The sequence below is a fragment of the Nocardioides caricicola genome (genome assembly GCF_039541135.1).
GTDB lineage: Bacteria > Actinomycetota > Actinomycetes > Propionibacteriales > Nocardioidaceae > Nocardioides > Nocardioides caricicola.
This window is the reverse complement of sequence record NZ_BAABFQ010000009.1, coordinates 127,041-143,731: the sequence shown is the minus strand read 5'-3', so window position 1 is coordinate 143,731 and position 16,691 is coordinate 127,041. Positions and strand designations below refer to the sequence as shown.

General features: G+C 72.9%; 16 protein-coding genes. 13 read left to right on the top strand and 3 right to left on the bottom strand.

All coding sequences use genetic code 11. The features are described from left to right. Positions 1–79 precede the first annotated feature (79 nt). The 7 genes from pilM (at position 80) to ABD875_RS20395 (ending at position 6,651) form a co-directional block, all read left to right on the top strand. Positions 80–1,183 (top strand): type IV pilus assembly protein PilM, encoded by a 1,104-nt coding sequence (gene pilM / locus ABD875_RS20425; RefSeq protein ID WP_345181721.1) that lies wholly within the window; start codon positions 80–82, stop codon positions 1,181–1,183. Further along, positions 1,180–1,863 carry a hypothetical protein gene (locus ABD875_RS20420; RefSeq protein ID WP_345181719.1) on the top strand — a complete coding sequence of 228 codons (684 nt, stop codon included), beginning with the start codon at positions 1,180–1,182 and terminating at the stop codon, positions 1,861–1,863. Before pilM ends, ABD875_RS20420 begins: the two co-directional genes overlap by 4 nt. Then, entirely contained in the window at positions 1,863–2,528 is a 666-nt protein-coding gene (locus ABD875_RS20415; protein WP_345181717.1) for a type IV pilus inner membrane component PilO, read from the top strand. Before ABD875_RS20420 ends, ABD875_RS20415 begins: the two co-directional genes overlap by 1 nt. A gap of 2 nt (positions 2,529–2,530) precedes the next feature. Continuing rightward, entirely contained in the window at positions 2,531–3,058 is a 528-nt protein-coding gene (locus ABD875_RS20410; protein WP_345181715.1) for a hypothetical protein, read from the top strand. Continuing rightward, positions 3,058–3,732, top strand: a complete 675-nt coding sequence (locus ABD875_RS20405) for a hypothetical protein (protein ID WP_345181712.1) — start codon at positions 3,058–3,060, stop codon at positions 3,730–3,732. The genes ABD875_RS20410 and ABD875_RS20405 overlap by 1 nt, the downstream gene beginning before the upstream one ends. Continuing rightward, positions 3,729–4,514 (top strand): prepilin peptidase, encoded by a 786-nt coding sequence (locus ABD875_RS20400; RefSeq protein ID WP_345181710.1) that lies wholly within the window; start codon positions 3,729–3,731, stop codon positions 4,512–4,514. Before ABD875_RS20405 ends, ABD875_RS20400 begins: the two co-directional genes overlap by 4 nt. 124 nt (positions 4,515–4,638) lie before the next feature. Next, positions 4,639–6,651, top strand: coding sequence for a sensor domain-containing protein (locus ABD875_RS20395; RefSeq protein ID WP_345181708.1), 2,013 nt, complete (start codon positions 4,639–4,641; stop codon positions 6,649–6,651). Positions 6,652–6,798: 147 nt separating this feature from the next. Here the strand turns inward: ABD875_RS20395 and ABD875_RS20390 are convergent, their stop codons facing one another. After that, positions 6,799–9,396 carry a putative bifunctional diguanylate cyclase/phosphodiesterase gene (locus ABD875_RS20390; RefSeq protein ID WP_345181705.1) on the bottom strand — a complete coding sequence of 866 codons (2,598 nt, stop codon included), beginning with the start codon at positions 9,394–9,396 and terminating at the stop codon, positions 6,799–6,801. A 203-nt stretch (positions 9,397–9,599) separates the two neighbouring features. Between ABD875_RS20390 and ABD875_RS20385 the strand changes: the two genes are divergently transcribed. The 5 genes from ABD875_RS20385 to ABD875_RS20365 all read left to right on the top strand — a co-directional run bounded on the left by ABD875_RS20385 (position 9,600) and on the right by ABD875_RS20365 (position 15,064). Beyond that, the gene (locus tag ABD875_RS20385) at positions 9,600–11,246 is read left to right on the top strand and encodes an FAD-binding dehydrogenase (RefSeq protein ID WP_345181703.1); all 1,647 of its coding nucleotides are present in this window, start codon (positions 9,600–9,602) and stop codon (positions 11,244–11,246) included. Between the two features lie 211 nt (positions 11,247–11,457). Further along, positions 11,458–12,591 (top strand): ABC transporter substrate-binding protein, encoded by a 1,134-nt coding sequence (locus ABD875_RS20380; protein WP_345181700.1) that lies wholly within the window; start codon positions 11,458–11,460, stop codon positions 12,589–12,591. A 6-nt stretch (positions 12,592–12,597) separates the two neighbouring features. Continuing rightward, positions 12,598–13,419 (top strand): ABC transporter ATP-binding protein, encoded by an 822-nt coding sequence (locus ABD875_RS20375; protein WP_345181698.1) that lies wholly within the window; start codon positions 12,598–12,600, stop codon positions 13,417–13,419. Next, positions 13,416–14,219, top strand: a complete 804-nt coding sequence (locus ABD875_RS20370; protein WP_345181696.1) for an ABC transporter permease — start codon at positions 13,416–13,418, stop codon at positions 14,217–14,219. Before ABD875_RS20375 ends, ABD875_RS20370 begins: the two co-directional genes overlap by 4 nt. After that, positions 14,216–15,064 (top strand): ABC transporter permease, encoded by an 849-nt coding sequence (locus ABD875_RS20365; protein ID WP_345181694.1) that lies wholly within the window; start codon positions 14,216–14,218, stop codon positions 15,062–15,064. Before ABD875_RS20370 ends, ABD875_RS20365 begins: the two co-directional genes overlap by 4 nt. On the opposite strand, the gene ABD875_RS20360 is transcribed toward ABD875_RS20365, so the two are convergent. After that, positions 15,058–15,384 (bottom strand): DMT family transporter, encoded by a 327-nt coding sequence (locus tag ABD875_RS20360; RefSeq protein ID WP_345181692.1) that lies wholly within the window; start codon positions 15,382–15,384, stop codon positions 15,058–15,060. The two genes, ABD875_RS20365 and ABD875_RS20360, sit on opposite strands and share 7 nt — an antisense overlap. 55 nt (positions 15,385–15,439) lie before the next feature. Between ABD875_RS20360 and ABD875_RS20355 the strand changes: the two genes are divergently transcribed. Then, positions 15,440–15,988 (top strand): TetR/AcrR family transcriptional regulator, encoded by a 549-nt coding sequence (locus ABD875_RS20355; RefSeq protein ID WP_345181690.1) that lies wholly within the window; start codon positions 15,440–15,442, stop codon positions 15,986–15,988. Between the two features lie 2 nt (positions 15,989–15,990). Here ABD875_RS20355 and ABD875_RS20350 read toward each other — a convergent pair whose 3' ends face one another. After that, entirely contained in the window at positions 15,991–16,677 is a 687-nt protein-coding gene (locus ABD875_RS20350) for a flagellin N-terminal helical domain-containing protein (protein WP_345181687.1), read from the bottom strand. Positions 16,678–16,691: the final 14 nt, after the last annotated feature.

Sequence of the window (16,691 nt, the reverse complement as noted above, 5' to 3'; positions counted from 1 at the left end):
CAGGTCAGGGCTCAAGTCGCCGCGTGTCGGGACCGAAGACACCGGGAGACCCACCCCTTGGCATATCTCGGAGACTTCAATGCCACGCACCTTGGTCGGACTGGACATCGGCAGCTCCGGTGTCCGAGCCGCGGAGTTCGCTCCCGGCCGCCGGCGCCCGACGCTGCGCCGGTACGCCGAGGTGCCACTCGCGCCCGGCGTGGTCCGCACCGGCGGCGTCGTGGACGGCGCCGCACTGACCGAGGCGCTGAAGGCGCTGTGGTCGCGGGGCAGGTTCCGCACCAAGACCGTGACCCTCGGCATCGCGAACGCCGGGGTCCTCGTCCGCCAGCTCGACCTCGACTGGATGCCGTCGGCCGACTTCCGCAAGGCGCTGCGCTACCAGGTGCAGGACGTGCTGCCGATCTCGGTCGACGAGGCGAACCTCGACTACCACCAGCTCGAGGAGCTCGAGCTGCCCGGCGAGAACGGCACCACCCGCCGGGTCTCGCGGATCCTGCTGGTCGCCGCCTCCCGCGACATGGTCGACGGCTTCGTCGACGCGACCCGCCGGGCCGGTCTCCGCGCCCGCGGCGTCGACCTGCTCCCGTTCGCGCTGGTCCGGGCCCGCGCGCCGCTGGCCGGCGCGAGTGCCGAGAGTGAGGCGATCGTGGACGTCGGCGCCGACGTCGTCTCGTTGGTCGTGCACGTCGGCGGCACCCCCCGCTACGTCCGGATGATCCCCGGCGTCGGTGGAGACGCGATCACCACGGCCGTCCAGGAGCGCTACGAGTGGTCCTGGGAGGACGCCGAGCGCACCAAGCGGTACGTCGGCCTGCCGGGGCACGCGCACCTCGACCCGCTGCAGCAGAGCGTGGTCGGACAACGCTCCGACGGCCTCGACCACGCGGCCCAGCAGGTGGTCGCCGCGGCGGCGGGCACGCTCGCGGACGAGATCGCCACCACGCTCGACTTCTACCGGGACTCGACGGCCGACGGCGCCGGTGTGGCCCGCGTCGTGCTGACCGGCTCCGGTGCGCTGCTCGGCGGCTTCGACGAGCTGCTCGCCGACCGCGTCGGCGTCCCGGTCGAGACCCTCGACGTGGGGGCCCGGGTCAAGGTCCCCGGCCGGATGCGGCTCAGCAACGACGACCTGGTGGCGCTCGCCGTACCGGCCGGCCTGTGCGTGGGGGCCGCCTCGTGAGCACCCTGCCCCTCGTCAACCTGCTGCCCGAGTCGGCGTTCGAGCGGATGGCCGCGCGGCGGCTGCGGCGCCGGTTCGTCGCCGCCGGCGTCGTCTTGGTGCTGCTCGTCGGCGGGGCCTGGGCCTACCAGCACGTGCGCGTGGCGGACGCCGACAAGCTGGTCGCCATCGAGGCGGCCACGACCTCGCGGCTGATCTCGCAGACCGAACGGCTCCAGCCGGTGCGCGTGTATGTCGACGGCGTCGCCGTCCAGCAGGTGACCGTGCAGGCCGCGATGGCCGACGACGTCCAACTGTCGGAGGTGCTCGAGGGGATCCGTGCCGCGACGCCGGTCGGCGCGGAGCTCGCGACGGTCGCCATCACCGTGACCGGCCACCCCGAGCCGGTCGACCCGGCGGCGCCTCCGGCCGCGGACCCCGCCAGCGCCTGCCCCGGCCCGGACCCCTTCAACACCCGGGTCGTCGTCGGGTGCGTGACGCTCTCGGGCACCGCGGCCAGCCGCGCCGAGGTCGGCGAGATGGTGGTCAGCCTCGGCGCCGACGGGCTGTTCGTCGAGCCGTTCATCTCGACCACCACCACCGGCGAGACCGACGAGGTGGCGTTCAGCGGATCGGTCGGGCTCTCGGAGAAGGTGTTCAGCGAGCGCTACGCGCCGCGACAGCCGGCAGGGGAGAGCTGATGGACCTCGGGACCCCCACCGCCACGAAGGTCGTCGGAGCCGTGTCGCTGCTGGCCGTGGCCGCCCTCGGCTGGACGCTCGTGGTCGGGCCGGAGACCAGCACGCTGGCCGAGCGGCGCGAGCAGGTCGACACGACCCGGGCGCAGAACCAGGTGCTCGCCACCCAGCTCGCTGCCCTGGAGCAGCAGGCCGAGAAGCTCGGCGCCACCCGCCGGATCGCGGCCGCGCTCGCCGAGCAGTTCCCGCCGACCGCGGACCAGCCCGGCCTGTTCGAGGCCGTCACGACCGCCGCGGTCGACGCCGGCATCGGGGCCGACGGTGTCACCACGCTCAGCCCCACCCCGCCGACCATCGGCGCGGCCGACGACCCCGCGGCCGCTCCCGCCGCCGACCCGGCGGCCGCCACGACCGGGACCGGTGGCCAGCTCGCCCGGCAGACGGTCACGGTGTCGATCACCGGCAGCTACGACCAGACCCAGCGGCTGCTGGAGAACCTCGAGCAGATGCCGCGCGCCTTCCTGGTGCGCACCGTGAGCCTCGCCGGCGACCCGACGACCGGCATCTACACCACGACCGTCGGGGGCGACATGTTCGTGATGCCCCCGGTCGCCGACCCCGGGAGGTCGCTCAACCTCGCCGCCAGCACCGTCACGTCGGAGGATTGACCATGAACCTGTCGCTGCGCCGCCGTCACGCCGACCTGCCCGAGGAGCACCCCGAGGAGCACCCCGAGGCGGTCGAGGTCCCCGAGGAGCTCCCCGGCGAGGCCGCGACCGTGCGTGCCCTGCGCGCCCAGGTGCGCGCCCTGGAGCAGGCGTTGGAGGCCGCGCCGGACGTCCCGGTCGCCCGGGCCGTCGCGCCCTCGGACGCGGCGTACCGCCGGCGGGTGCTGCTCGCGGTCCGTGCGGTCGCGGCCCGGGCCGGCGACCACGACGACCCCCGGCACGCCGCGGCCCGGGTCGTGGCCGCGGTCGAGAGGCTGGACGCCGACGGCTTCGCCCGCCCGGCGCTGCCCGGCATCGCGACGCGCGCGATCGCCGCCCCGCCGCCCCTGGCCGCCATCGCGAGCACGCCGGTGGTGATCGAGGAGCCCGCCCAGCAGGAGCCGGGTGAGGAGCTCGTGCTGCCCGTCCCGCCGCCCGCGCACGAGGAGCCCCGCCGCGCCCGGCGCCGGCTCCGGCACACGGCCGCGTGATGACCACCGCGCAGGAGTACGGCGAGCTCTCGCGCCGCTACGCCGCGGCCGGCGACCCGCGGATGGCACAGCTGGCCGCCTGGGCTGCCGACGTGCACGTGCTCGAGGAGCTGCTCTGGAGCAACGGGCTCGGCCAGGCGCCCGACCCCGCCGCCCAGCTCGCGGTGATCGGTGAGAGCGTCGCCGCGTCGATCGAGGCGGCCGCGACCGGGCTCGTCGACTCCGGGCCGACCGGGCGTGACCTGGTCGAGGTCGCGCGCGCCGCGCTGGTCTCGACGTTCGACCCCTCGGTGCACCAGCTGCTGACCGGCGGGTTCGGCGACCTCGACCACCTCGACCGCGGTCCGGGCCGTGGCGCGGTCGACCCGGAGGCGCGCACCGCGGCCCGGCTCTCCGGTCTCGCCCCGTCCGACCTGCTCGCCGAGCTGCGGGTCGCGGCCGCCGACTGCCGCGCGATCGCCGAGATCCTTCTCGGCGACGGCGACGTGGAGGCCGGCGACCGGCTCGCCCGGCAGGCCCAGGCCGCCGGGTTCGAGGCGCAGCTCGTGGCGTCCGCGATCCGCGGGGGCGACGAGGCGCTGGTCACCGTCGACCTGCGCTGGGACCTCGCCGGCGAGGACCCGGCGCCGGAGCGGCTCACGGCCGTGCTCGGGTGGGCGGAGCGAGCCTCGTGACGACGGCGTACCTGACGCTGGTCGGGGTCCTCGGCCTGCTGATCGGGTCGTTCCTCAACGTGGTCATCCACCGGGTGCCGGCCGGGCTGTCGCTGGTGTCGCCGGGCTCGGCCTGCCCGGCCTGCGCGCACCCGGTGCGGGCGTTCGACAACGTGCCGGTGCTGTCCTGGCTGGTGCTGCGCGGCCGCTGCCGCGACTGCGCTGCGCCGATCGCCGCGCGCTACCCGCTGGTCGAGCTGGCCACCGGGCTGCTGTTCGTCCTCGTCGGCTGGCGCTTCGGCCCGACGCCGTACGCCGCCGCCGCGCTGGTCGTCACCGCCGCCGGCATCGCCCTGGTGATGATCGACCTCGACCACCGCCGGCTGCCGTTCGGCGTCACCGGCGCCATGGCGGTGGGCACCGTCGTGGCGCTCGGCATCGACGCCGCGCGCTACGGCACCGCCCCGGTGCCGACCGCGCTCGCGGCGTGCGCGCTCTGGCTCGCCGTGTACGGCGGGATCTGGCTGGTGACCGCCGGCCGCGGGATGGGTCTCGGCGACGTGGCGCTGGCGCCGGTGCTCGGCCTCGCGCTCGGCTGGCTCGGCTGGGGTCCCGCGCTGGTCGGCCTCGGCGCCGGATTCGCGATCGGCGCGGTGGTCGGTGTGGTGCTCGTGCTGGCCGGCCGTGCCGCGGCCGGTTCCCGGGTCCCGCACGGTCCGTTCCTGGTCAGCGGGGCGGCGCTGGGGATGCTCGCCGGCGGACCGCTCGGTGCGGCGTACCTGCGCCTGGTCGGACTGTCCTGAGGCCCTCAAGTCGCGGCGCGTCGGCACCGATGACCTGGACACGCATCGCTCGGACCTGCGCGAGTTCGCCGGGTCGGGTGGCGCTGACTTGTATCTTCTCCAGGAAGCGGAAGGACCGCGTTAGATGAGCTGGAACGGCCTCGCGGAGAGCACGCCGTCCGGGGGGATGATGCGCGAGATCGACCAGGGCCGGTTGCTGACCAGCATCGCCGCTGCGTCGGACGACTGCATCCTCTCCCTCGACGAGCACGGCTCCATCGTGTGGGCCAGCCCGGCGACCGAGCACGTCCTGGGCTGGCGGCCCGAGAGCCTGTTCGGCCGGGTCCTCGACGACCTCTTCACCGCCGACGGCGCCGACATGCGCGCCGTGGCGGTACGCCGGCTGATGGCCGGCGACCGCGTCCAGCCGTTCGTCGAGACCGGGCGCCGGCGCGACGGGGCGACGTTCAAGGTGCAGGTCACCCTCGGCCCGGTGACGGGCAGCGACGGGACCCCGTGCGGCGCGGTCGTGATCCTGCGCGACGTGACCGCGTTCCTGCGCGAGCAGCGCGAGCTCGCGCTCGCCCTCGAGATGTCGCGGGCGCACTTCGACCAGGCGGTCACCGCCCAGGCGATCCTCGACCTCGAGGGCAAGCTCGACTCGGCCAACCCCGCCTGGTGCGAGCTGTTCGGTCGCGGCGAGGGCTGGTTCGCCGACTCCAACCTCGCCGAGCTGATCCACCCCGACGACGTCGCCGCCTTCGACGCGGCGCTGCTGCGGCTGCGGGCCGGCGGCGTGGAGTCGATCAGCCACCGGGGCCGGTTCCGCGGCGCCGACGGCCACGACCTGCCGCTGGTGCTCGACGCGGCGCTGCTGCGCGAGCCGAACGGGACGCCGTACGCCGTCGCCGCGTCGGTGCGCGAGGCCGGACCCGAGGACGACCCGCAGCCGCTGACCGAGGTGCTGCACCGGCGCGGCTGGGACACGGCCGCGATCCTCGACGAGGACCTCACGCTGACGTTCGCGTCCGCCGCGCTGGACCGGCTGCTGGGCTACGAGCCCGACGACGGGGGCGCGCACCTGGGCTGGGAGTACATCCACCCGACCGACGTCACCGCCGTGGTCGACCTGCTCGCCCGGCTGCTCGCCGAGCCGCACCGGCAGGACCGGGTGGTGCTGCGGCTGCGCGACGCACAGGACCAGTGGCGCTGGGTCGAGGTGACCGCCGCCAACTGCCTGGCCGATCCCGAGATCGGCGGCCTCGTCGCGAACGTCACCGACATCTCCGAGCGGGTGCGCACCGAGGAGGCCCTGCGGCTCTCCGAGGCGCTGCACCGCGCCATGGTCGAGACCGCGCCCGAGGGCATCATCGCGACCTCACCCGAGGGCACCGTGATCTTCGCCAACGAGACCGCCGCCGAGATCGTCGGCCGCTCGGTCGCGGAGATGCACGGCGAGACGCCGCTGCGGCTGTTCGGTCTCGCCGACGACGCCGACGACAGCGAGGTGCACGACGTGGTGCACCAGCTGCCGGACGGGCGCGAGCGCACGCTCAAGGTCTCGCTGCGGCCCCTCAACAGCCGCAACAACCGCCTCGGCTCGCTGATCACGCTGTCGGACGTCACCGACGCGCGGCAGGCCGAGCGCGCCCTGCTGCGGCGGGCGCTGCACGACCCGCTGACCGCGCTGCCCAACCGCTACCTCTTCCTCGATCGGCTCGAGACCGCCGCCGCCCGCCAGCGCCGCTACGAGGGCCGCGAGACCGCCGTGCTCTTCATCGACCTCGACGCGTTCAAGCAGATCAACGACACGTTCGGCCACCAGACCGGCGACGACGTGCTGCGCGAGGTCGCGAACCGGCTGCAGGCCTCGGTGCGCGCGACCGACACCGTCGGCCGTCTCGGCGGCGACGAGTTCGCGGTGATCTGCGAGGACACCGGCGTCGAGGAGGCGCTGATCGTGGCGCACCGCATCCTGGACGCGTTCGCGACGCCGGTCCGCGTCGACGAGCTCGACCACGAGGCCAGCCTCAGCATCGGCGTCGCCCTGGCGCCGTACTACCCGTTCGATGCGGTCCTGCGTCGCGCCGACGAGGCGATGTACCGCGCCAAGCAGAGCGGTGGCCGCCGGATCGTGGTCGCGGGCCGCGAGGAGTAGCGCGGTCCGGTCGCTGGTCGGCGTCGTCGCTCGCGGTTTCACCGGGTGTGTAGGCGAAGCTGCACTTCCCATGGCGTGCAGGCCGTGGGAAGTGACGGTTCACCAGGGCACCCTGGTGAACCTGGGACGGCGCGACCGCAGCAGCGACTACGCCGACGCGGAGTCGTCGAGACCGAGCTGCTGCAGCGCGCGCTCGCCGTGGCCGGCGCAGTCGGCCGGGTGGTCGCCGTACTCCAGCGTGAGCTGACCGACCGTGTGCAGGCGGCGGCGCAGGTCGGTGGAGACGCGCAGGCTCAGCAGCGGCTGGGTGACGTGGCCGAGCTCGGCGTGCACGCCGACCAGGTCGCTGGTGGAGCCCAGCGAGCGCAGCGCGGTGCCGACGACGTTCTCGAAGCGGGTGGTGTCCAGGCGACCGTCCGCGCCGCTGACCTTGCGCAGCGTCTCGTAGGCGTCGAGCTCGACGAGCTGCCCGTTGGCGATCGCGGTCGCGTGCAGCGAGCCGAGCGAGCGGGCGAACGCCTCGCGGCGGTCCGGGGTGCTGACGACGAGCCAGCCCTGGCCGGCCTCGAGCCCGCCGCGCAGGCAGCAGGCGGTCTCGTGCTCGACGGGGGCGGCGGCCTCGAGCACCCGGCGGCGCGGGCTCGCCACGCGGCGCTCGCCGCTGAAACGGGCGGACTGGGGATCGCGCAGGCGGGCGACCCGGGCGCGGGCGCGGTCGCCGAGCAGCTTGTCCGGCAGCGCGGACATCGGTACGGCGCCGCTCCACAGGAAGCCCTGGGCGCTCTCGCAGCCGAGCCGGCGCAGCAGGTCGCGCTGCTCCACGGTCTCGACGCCCTCGGCGACGGTCTGCAGCCCGAGGCCGTTGGCCAGCCGCACGATCGCCTCGGTGATCGCGAGGTCCTCGGGGCGCTCGGCGGCGTCGCGGACGAACGAGCGGTCGATCTTCACGACGGTCACGGGCAGCTCGCGCAGGAAGCTCAGCGACGAGTAGCCGGTGCCGAAGTCGTCGAGCGCGACGCCGACACCGAGGTCGCGCAGGCCGTCGATGGTGGCGCGGGCGGCGTCGCGGTTGTGCAGCAGCGCGGTCTCGGTGATCTCGAGGACGAGCGAGCCCGGCTCCAGGCCGGAGCGGCGTACGACGTCGTCGACCACGTCGACCAGGCGCGGGTCGTCGAGCGAGCGAGCGGACAGGTTCACCGCCACGTGCATGGTCGGCGGCACCAGGCCGGCGTCGATCGCGTCGACGGTCTCGTGGCAGGCGCGGTCGAGCACCCAGCGGTCGAGCTCGGCGGCGATGCCGTGGGTCTCGGCGAGCGGCACGAAGACGCCGGGGGAGACGGTGCCGAGCTCGGGGTGCTCCCAGCGGGCGAGCGCCTCGACGCCGACGACCTGGTCGGACGCGAGGCCTATGACGGGCTGGAAGTGCACCTCGAGCAGGTCGTGCGCGATCGCCTCGCGCAGGTCGCTGGCCAGCCGGTTCTGCTCGCCAGCGCGACGGGTCAGTGCCGGGTCGAACAGCTGGCTGCGGGCGCGGCCGCGGGCCTTGGCCTCGGTCATCGCCGCGTCGGCGTGCTTGAGCAGCAGCTCGGTGTCGAACTCCAGCGGCGGGGCGACCGCGATGCCGATGCTCGCGCCGACGCGCAGGCCGCGGCCGTCGATGGCGATCGGCTCGGCGATCGCGGCGAGCACCTGCTCGCTGAACTCGCCGGCCTCCTCGACGCCCACGTCGGGGCAGACGAAGACGAACTCGTCGCCGCCCACGCGGGACACGATGTCGGTCGGCCCGGCCAGCGCGCGCAGCCGCTCCGCGACCCGGGCGAGGACCCGGTCACCGAGCACGTGGCCGTAGACGTCGTCGACGGCCTTGAACTGGTCGAGGTCGATGTGCAGCACGGCGACCTCGCGGTTGCCGTTGCGCGCGTCGGAGAGCGCCTGCGAGAGACGGTAGGTGAGGTACGAGCGGTTCGGCAGCCCGGTCAGGGCGTCGTGCATGGTCACGCGGACCAACTCGGCCTCGAGCTCGAGGCGGTCGCTGATGTCGCGGGCCACGATCACCGCTCCGGCCAGCTCACCGTCGTCGTCGGCGAGCGGGGTCACGTTCATGGTGACCTCGGCCAGCCGGCCGTCACGGGTACGACGCAGGGTGTCCAGGCCGAGGACCGACTTGCCCTCGTGGATCATCGCCATGATCCGGCGCGGCTCGTCGGAGCCCGGGGGGTGCAGGCTCGAGACGTGCGCGCCGACGATCTCGGCGGACGGGTAGCCGTACAGGAGCTCGGCGCCGTTGTTCCACCCGGTGACGACACCCTCGGTGGTGGTCGTGAAGACCGCGTCGGTGACCGACTCGACGATGCCGGAGAGGCGCTCGACGCGGCTCTCGGCGGCGCGCAGCGCGAGCCGCATCCGGCCGTGCTCGACGGCGCGGCCCAGCGGGCGCAGCCAGTCGCGGAGCAGGTCGCGGGGACTCAGCACGAGGTCGGCGGTGTCCTCGAGCTCCTGGTTCGCGGGCTCGGGGTCGACGACGACGAGGGCGGCGCAGCCGGATGGTGCGCGCAGCGCCTTGGCCAGGTCGGCGGCCGAGAGGCCCGGACCGCCGGCGTCGACGAAGACGCAGTCGAAGGCACTGGTGCTCAGGGCGCGCAGCGCGGCGGAGAGCGTGAGGGCGTGGGTGACCAGCAGGGAGTCGCCGGCGGCGTTCACCGCGCGGGCGACCGCGCCGTTCTCGCCGGTGCCGGCCGTGACCACGAGAACCGTGGGCAGGGGGCTATGCGGCGGTACTGCTCCACGCTGCATAGTCGACCTCCCGAGATCTCTCATCGGCACGCTTCGGAAGTACTTGAGGGTTGAACCGCGCGTGAAGAGTGTGACGGTTGTGACGACGATCCGCGGGATTTCGGACGAACCGGTCCAGACATGCCCGAGGTCGGGCTCGTGGGAGGATCCCGGCCGTGGACACCGATGTGATCGTCGTGGGTGCCGGCCTCGCCGGCCTGGTTGCGGCCGCCGAGGTCGCGGACGCCGGCAAGCGGGTGCTGCTGCTCGACCAGGAGGGCGAGCAGTCCCTGGGCGGACAGGCGTTCTGGAGCCTGGGCGGGCTGTTCCTCGTCGACAGCCCCGAGCAGCGCCGGATGGGCATCAAGGACTCCCGAGAGCTGGCCATGCAGGACTGGCTGGGCAGCGCGCAGTTCGACCGCGAGGAGGACCGGTGGCCGCGCCGCTGGGCCGAGGCGTACGTCGACTTCGCGGCCGGCGAGAAGCGCTCGTGGCTGCGGGAGATGGGTCACCGCATCTTCCCGGTCGTCGGGTGGGCCGAGCGTGGCGACGGCCGCGCGGACGGCCACGGCAACTCGGTGCCGCGCTTCCACATCACCTGGGGCACCGGCCCCGGCGTGGTCGAGCCCTTCGAGCGCCGCTGCCGCGAGCACGCCGCTGCGGGACGACTCCGGTTCGGCTTCCGCCACCGCGTCGACGACCTGCTGCTCGACGGCGGCACCGTCGTCGGCGTCCGCGGCAAGCTGCTCGAGCCGACCAGCGTCGACCGCGGCCGGCCCAGCAGCCGGGTCGAGGTCTCCGACTTCGAGCTCCGCGCGCAGGCCGTGATCGTGACCAGTGGCGGCATCGGGGGCAACCACGACCTGGTCCGCAAGACCTGGCCCGCGCGGCTCGGCACGCCGCCGAAGACCATGGTGGCCGGGGTCCCCGCGCACGTCGACGGGCGGATGCTCGGCATCACCGAGGCCGCCGGCGCCCGGGTGATCAACCCCGACCGGATGTGGCACTACGTCGAGGGCATCCGGAACTGGGACCCGATCTGGGAGAACCACGGCATCCGGATCCTCCCGGGCCCGTCGTCACTCTGGCTCGATGCGACCGGCAAGCGGCTGCCCGCGCCGTACTTCCCGGGGTTCGACACCCTCGGCACCCTGAACCACCTGCGCACGACCGGCTACGACTACTCGTGGTTCGTGCTGACGCAGAAGATCATCGAGAAGGAGTTCGCGCTGTCCGGGTCGGAGCAGAATCCCGACCTCACCGGCAAGGACGTCAAGCTGCTGCTGTCGCGGGTGAAGGCCGGCGCGCCGGGACCGGTCGAGGCGTTCAAGCAGCACGGCGAGGACTTCGTGGTCGCCGACGACCTGGCCGAGCTGGTGCGCGGCATGAACAAGATCGGCGACAAGCCGCTGATCATCGAGGCCGAGCTGCGCGACCTGATCGAGGCGCGCGACCGCGAGATCGACAACGAGTTCACCAAGGACGCGCAGATCACCGCGATCCGCGGCGCCCGGAACTACCGCGGCGACAAGCTGATCCGGGTCGCGACCCCGCACAAGCTGCTCGACCCCAAGGCCGGCCCGCTGATCGCCGTACGTCTCAACGTGCTGACTCGCAAGACGCTCGGCGGCCTGGAGACCGACCTCGACGGCCGCTGCCTCACCGCGTCCGGCGACCAGCTGCCCGGGCTGTACGCCGCGGGCGAGGTCAACGGCTTCGGGGGCGGCGGGATGATGGGCTACAACGCGCTCGAGGGCACGTTCCTCGGCGGCTGCCTGTTCTCCGGACGCACCGCCGGACGCGCCGCAGCCGCCGCCATCTGACGTCGAATCGGGACTTCCGGTCCGTTGAATCGGGAGTTCTGGTCAGCGCGCCGACCGGAACTCCCGATTGAAGCGACCGAAAGTCCCGATTCAACGTGGTGCGCGGCGGTGGATGAAGGATTTACCGGCCGGAAACACGCGTGCCGAAGCACGAAACCCAGCGTCAGTAGCGTCCCGCCCACCCGAGACGCACACCTGGGAGGACCTCTTCATGGCAGTACTTCCGCACGCCCGCCGCCTGGCCCGGCGCCCCAAGACCGCGACGACCGCCGTGTCGCTCGTCGCGGTCCTCGCGCTGGCGCTCGCCGGCTGCGGCTCCGACGACGACGAGTCGGACGCGACGTCGGGCAGCGACGCTGCCGACGCGTCGTACGGCGAGATCAGCATGCAGTACTCCTGGATCAAGAACGAGGAGTTCGCAGGCGAGTTCTACGCCGAGGAGAACGGCTACTACAGCGAGGCCGGCTTCGACGCCGTGAACGGGATCTCGGGCCCCGACACCGGTGTGGCGAAGCTGCTGAGCGGGACGGTTCAGGTCGCGCTGAGCGACGCGGCCTCCGTCGGTGCCGCCATCGCCCAGGAGGAGGCGCCGCTCAAGATCATCGCCGCCACCTTCCAGAAGAACCCGTTCACGATCCTGTCGCTCAAGGACGGGGCGGACATCGCGACGCCGCAGGACCTGATCGGCAAGAAGATCGGTGTCCAGGACTCCAACGCCAGCGTGTTCGCCGCGATCCTCAACGCCAACGGGATCGACCCCGACGACGTCGAGGTCGTGCCGGTCGACTTCGACCCGACGCCGCTGATGGAGGGCGAGGTCGACGGCTTCATGGCCTACCTGACCAACGAGGCGATCACCGTCGAGCAGGCCGGCTTCGAGATCACGAACCTGCCGTACGCCGACAACGGCGTCCCCTACGTCGCCGAGACCTACACGGTCACCGACGAGTACCTCGCGGACAACGAGGACCTGCTGAAGGCGCTGCTGATCGCCGAGATCAAGGGCTGGACCGACGTCTTCCGGCAGCCCACCGACGCCACCGTGGAGCTGATCACGAAGTACTACGACAAGGCAGCCTCGGAGAACTCCGAGGGTCTCGAGTCGGTCTTCGGCGCGCTCGACCCGACGAAGACCGCCCTGGGCCTGGAGGCCGAGAAGGAGCTGATCTCGACCGCCGACACCGAGGCGAACGGGCTGTTCACGATCACCGAGGAGCTCCAGCAGCAGACGGTGGACTCGCTCGCCGCGGCCGGCTGGGACGTCTCGGTCGAGGACCTCTTCGACACGTCGATCATCGACGAGATCTACGAGGAGAACCCGGACCTCAAGGACTACCTCCCCTGAGGGCCGATGACGACTGACAACACCCTGGCTGCCGGTGCCCGCCTGGGCACCGGCATCCAGGTCACCGGGCTGGGGAAGACCTTCAAGGGCCGGGGCGGCCGCAGCGTGGTCGCCCTGCAGGACACCGACCTGCACACCGACCAGGGCTCGTTCCTGGCGCTGCTCGGCCCGTCGGGGTGTGGCAAGTCGACGATCCTCCGCATCCTCGCGGGCCTGGAGGAGCCGTCGACCGGACAGGCGGTCGTGGACGGTCGGACGCCGACCGAGCTCCGCCGCGACAGCGAGCTGGGCATCGCGTTCCAGGACCACGCGCTGCTGCCGTGGCGCAGCGTGCGCAAGAACATCCGGCTGCCGTTCGAGGTCGCCGGACGCACGGTCGACCGCGCGTACGTCGAGGAGCTGATCGACCTCGTCGGGCTGCGGGGCTTCGAGGACGCCAAGCCCGCTCAGCTCTCGGGCGGCATGCGGCAGCGTGTCTCGATCGCCCGCGCCCTGGCGCTCAAGCCGTCGGTGCTGCTGCTCGACGAGCCGTTCGGCGCGCTCGACGACATGACCCGGCAGAACCTGAACCTCGAGCTGCTGCGGATCTGGACCGAGAAGCCCGCCACGACCCTGCTCGTCACGCACGGCATCAACGAGGCGATCTTCCTGTCCGACCAGGTCGCGGTGATGAGCCCACGGCCGGGACGGATCAAGGAGATCATCGACGTCGACCTGCCGCGGCCGCGCACCCCGGACCTCATGCGCACCCCCGAGTTCCACGCACTGGCCGACCGTGCCTCGGAACTGCTCTTCGGGGCCGACGGACGGGCAGCCGCCGAGTCATGACGCGTCGACAGGTCCCCGGCTGGCTGTCGGCCCTCATCGGGACCGCCGTGCTCGTCGTGGTGTGGTGGGTCGTCTCGCTGGCGTTCGTGCCGGAGGAGGGCACCACCTACACCCCGGTGCCCTCGCCGTTCGCGGTCATCGCGCAGCTGGTCGAGGACGGGCTCGCGGCGTACTGGCCGTCGTTCCAGGTCACCATCACCGAGGCCGCCTGGGGTTTCGTGTGGGGCAACGGCCTGGCGCTGCTGCTCGCCGCGACCGTGCTGCTGGCGCCCCGGCTCGAGCCGGTCGTCGTCCAGGTCGCCGTGGTGAGCTACTGCCTGCCGCTCGTCGCGGTCGGCGGCATCGCCATCGTGATCCTCGGAGGCGCCGAGCAGCCGGGCGACCCGTCGAAGACCGCGGTCTTCCTGGCCGCGCTGGCGGTCTTCTTCACCACGGTCGTCGGCGCGCTGCTCGGGTTCAAGGCGGCCGACCGGGCCAGCCTCGACCTGGTCCGCGTGTACGGCGGCACCCGCTTCACGCAGCTCCGCAAGGTACGACTCGTCGCGGCGCTGCCCGCGATCCTCAACGCGCTGCAGGTCGCTGTGCCCACGGCGTTCCTCGGCGCGGTGCTGGGGGAGTACATGGGCGCCACCGATCGCAGCGTGGGCATCCTGCTCATCCGGCTGCAGGGCAACCTCGACTCCGAGCGGGTCTGGGCGGTCTTCCTGCTCTGCGCGGTCGTGGCCCTGATCGGCTACGCCGCCCTCGGCCTGGTGTCCCGGCTGGTCACGCCGTGGGTCTCGGGAAGGACGCAGCCATGAGCCACGTGGCCGTCGCCGACGTCTCGCAGCGCCTGCGCCGCGAGCGGACCGGTGCGTTCGCCCGATCGGTCGCCCGGTCCCTCGTGAACACCGCGGTCACCCTCGGCATCGTGCTGCTGCTCTGGCAGGCGGTGATCAGCCTGACCGACGTCTCGCCGTACGTCGCCAAGGGGCCGGCGGACGTCTGGCGCTTCCTGTTCGTCGAGGAGGGTGCCGCCGAGAACCGCGCCGAGCTCATGGAGCTGACCTGGGTCACGCTGCGCGACGCGGCGATCGGGTTCGTCGTCGGCATGACGACCGCGATGGTGCTCGCCGTGCTCTTCACGCTGTCGAAGACCGTCGAGGCCGGCGTGATGCCGCTCGCGCTGCTGCTGCGCAGCGTCCCGCTGGTGTCGATCGCGCCGGTGATCATCCTGGCCACCGGTCGCGGCACCCAGGCGTCGGTCGCGGTGATCGGCACGATCGTGGTCCTGTTCCCGGCGCTGGCGTCGATGCTGTTCGGGCTGAGCCGGGCGAACCCCGAGAGCCTGGACCTGGTCCGGGTGTACGGCGGCGGCAGCTGGTCCGCCCTGCGCCGGGTCGCGATGCCGGGCGCGTTGCCGTCGGTGTTCGCGGCCGCCCGGGTCTCGGTCCCTGGCGCGGTCACCGGCGCGCTGCTCGCCGAGTGGCTCTCCACCGGCACCGGCATCGGGGGCATGATCCAGAAGTTCAACGCCTCGGCGCGCTTCGACGAGCTGTGGGCCTCGGTCGCGATCATCACCGTGATCACCCTCGTGCTGTACAACCTCGTGCAGCTGGCGGAGAGCGTCGTGCTCGCCCGGATGGGGATGGCGGACGCTCAGTGAGCGCCCGCGAGGTTCAGCCCGATCACGCCGCCGACGATCATCACGAGTGAGATCGCCTTGACCGCGCTCATCGACTCGTCGAGGTAGAGGTAGCCGATGACGGCGACCACGGCGGTGCCCAGGCCCGACCAGATCGCGTAGGCGACCGACACCGGGACGTTGCGCACGACGACGGTCAGCAGCCAGATGCTCACGGTGTAGCCCGCCAGCACCGCGAGGGTCCAGCCCGGGTTGCGAAACCCGTCGGCCTTGGGCAGCAGGGAGGTCGCCACGACCTCGATCCCGATCGCGACGACCAGCAGCACCATTGCGCCGAGCATGACGCACCTTTCTGTAGCAGTTGCTACAAATGTAGCAGTCGCTACGATTGGAGGTATGAGTCGTCGCGAGGAGCTGCTGGAGCGGGCCACCGACCACGTGCTGCAGCACGGGCTGATCGGGCTGACGCTGCGCCCGCTCGCGGCCGCGATCGACACCAGCGACCGCATGCTCATCTACCACTTCCAGAACCGCGACGCCCTGGTCTCGGCGGTCGTCGCGCACTCCGGTGAGCGGTCAGTGGCGTACGTCGACGCCATGCCCGGCGCGCCGTCGGTCCGGTCCGCGGTGAACCGGCTCTGGACGGCGTACGGCGAGGAGCCGCTCAACAGCTGCCTCGACGTCTACGTCCAGGCTGCGGCCAGCGGGCTGTTCGGCAGCGAGCCGTACCTCAGCGAGGCGCGCGCGAGCAACGCGCGCTGGGCCGATGCGCTGGCCGGGTACCTGGTGCGCAGCGGCGCCCCGGCGCGGCGGGTCGGGCGCATCGTGACCCTGGTCGACTCCGCGCTGTACGGCTTCCACCTCGACCTCGCCACCGACCGGCCCGACGAGCTGGCGCGCGGCGTCGACGACCTGGCGCGGGCCGCGCAGGCGCTGGCCGGCTGACCTCAGAGCAGCAGCGAGAGCCCGGCGCCCGGAACGTCGTTCTGGCGCGGGAACGGCACGCCGACCTGCTGCTCGACGGCCCCGAACGCCCGGAGCCCCTCGGTGAGGCGGTCCTTGGCCACGGCGAGGTCGGCGCGCTTGCCCTGGACCGACTCGAGCGCCGCCGTCACCGAGGAGGGATCGGCGACGGAGGCGTCGGAGACGTCGACCGGGGTGAGCGTCGTCGCGCCGTCCAGCGTGACGTTGTCCTCGGTGGCCGGTCCGTCCTTGAACGTCAGGTCGTGGCCGGCGAGCACGTCGAGGCCCTTCCAGCTCGCGGCGGCCTGGATCCGCTGCACCTCGACCTGCAGGTCCTCGAACTTGGCCTGCAGTGCGCTCTGCGCGGTCGGGCTCAAGGGGGTGGCGGCGCCGCAGAGCGCGGCGATCAGGTCCATCCGCCGCAGCAGCGAGGCGACGTCGCCGTAGGCGCTGTCGGCGGTCTGCACGACCGCCAGGCCGTCCTGGGCGCTGCGGGCGCCGGCGCCGAGGCTCCCGGACACGACCGTGAGCGGCGCGACCGCCACCTCGTCGGTGGCCTCCGGCGGTCGGGGTGCCGCCGTCGCGTTGCCCAGGAGCGCGACCTCCCAGAGCTGCTGCAGCCGCGACGAGTCCTGGACCCCCATCTCGTCCGGGTTGATGCTGAGACTCATCGACGCTCCTCCTG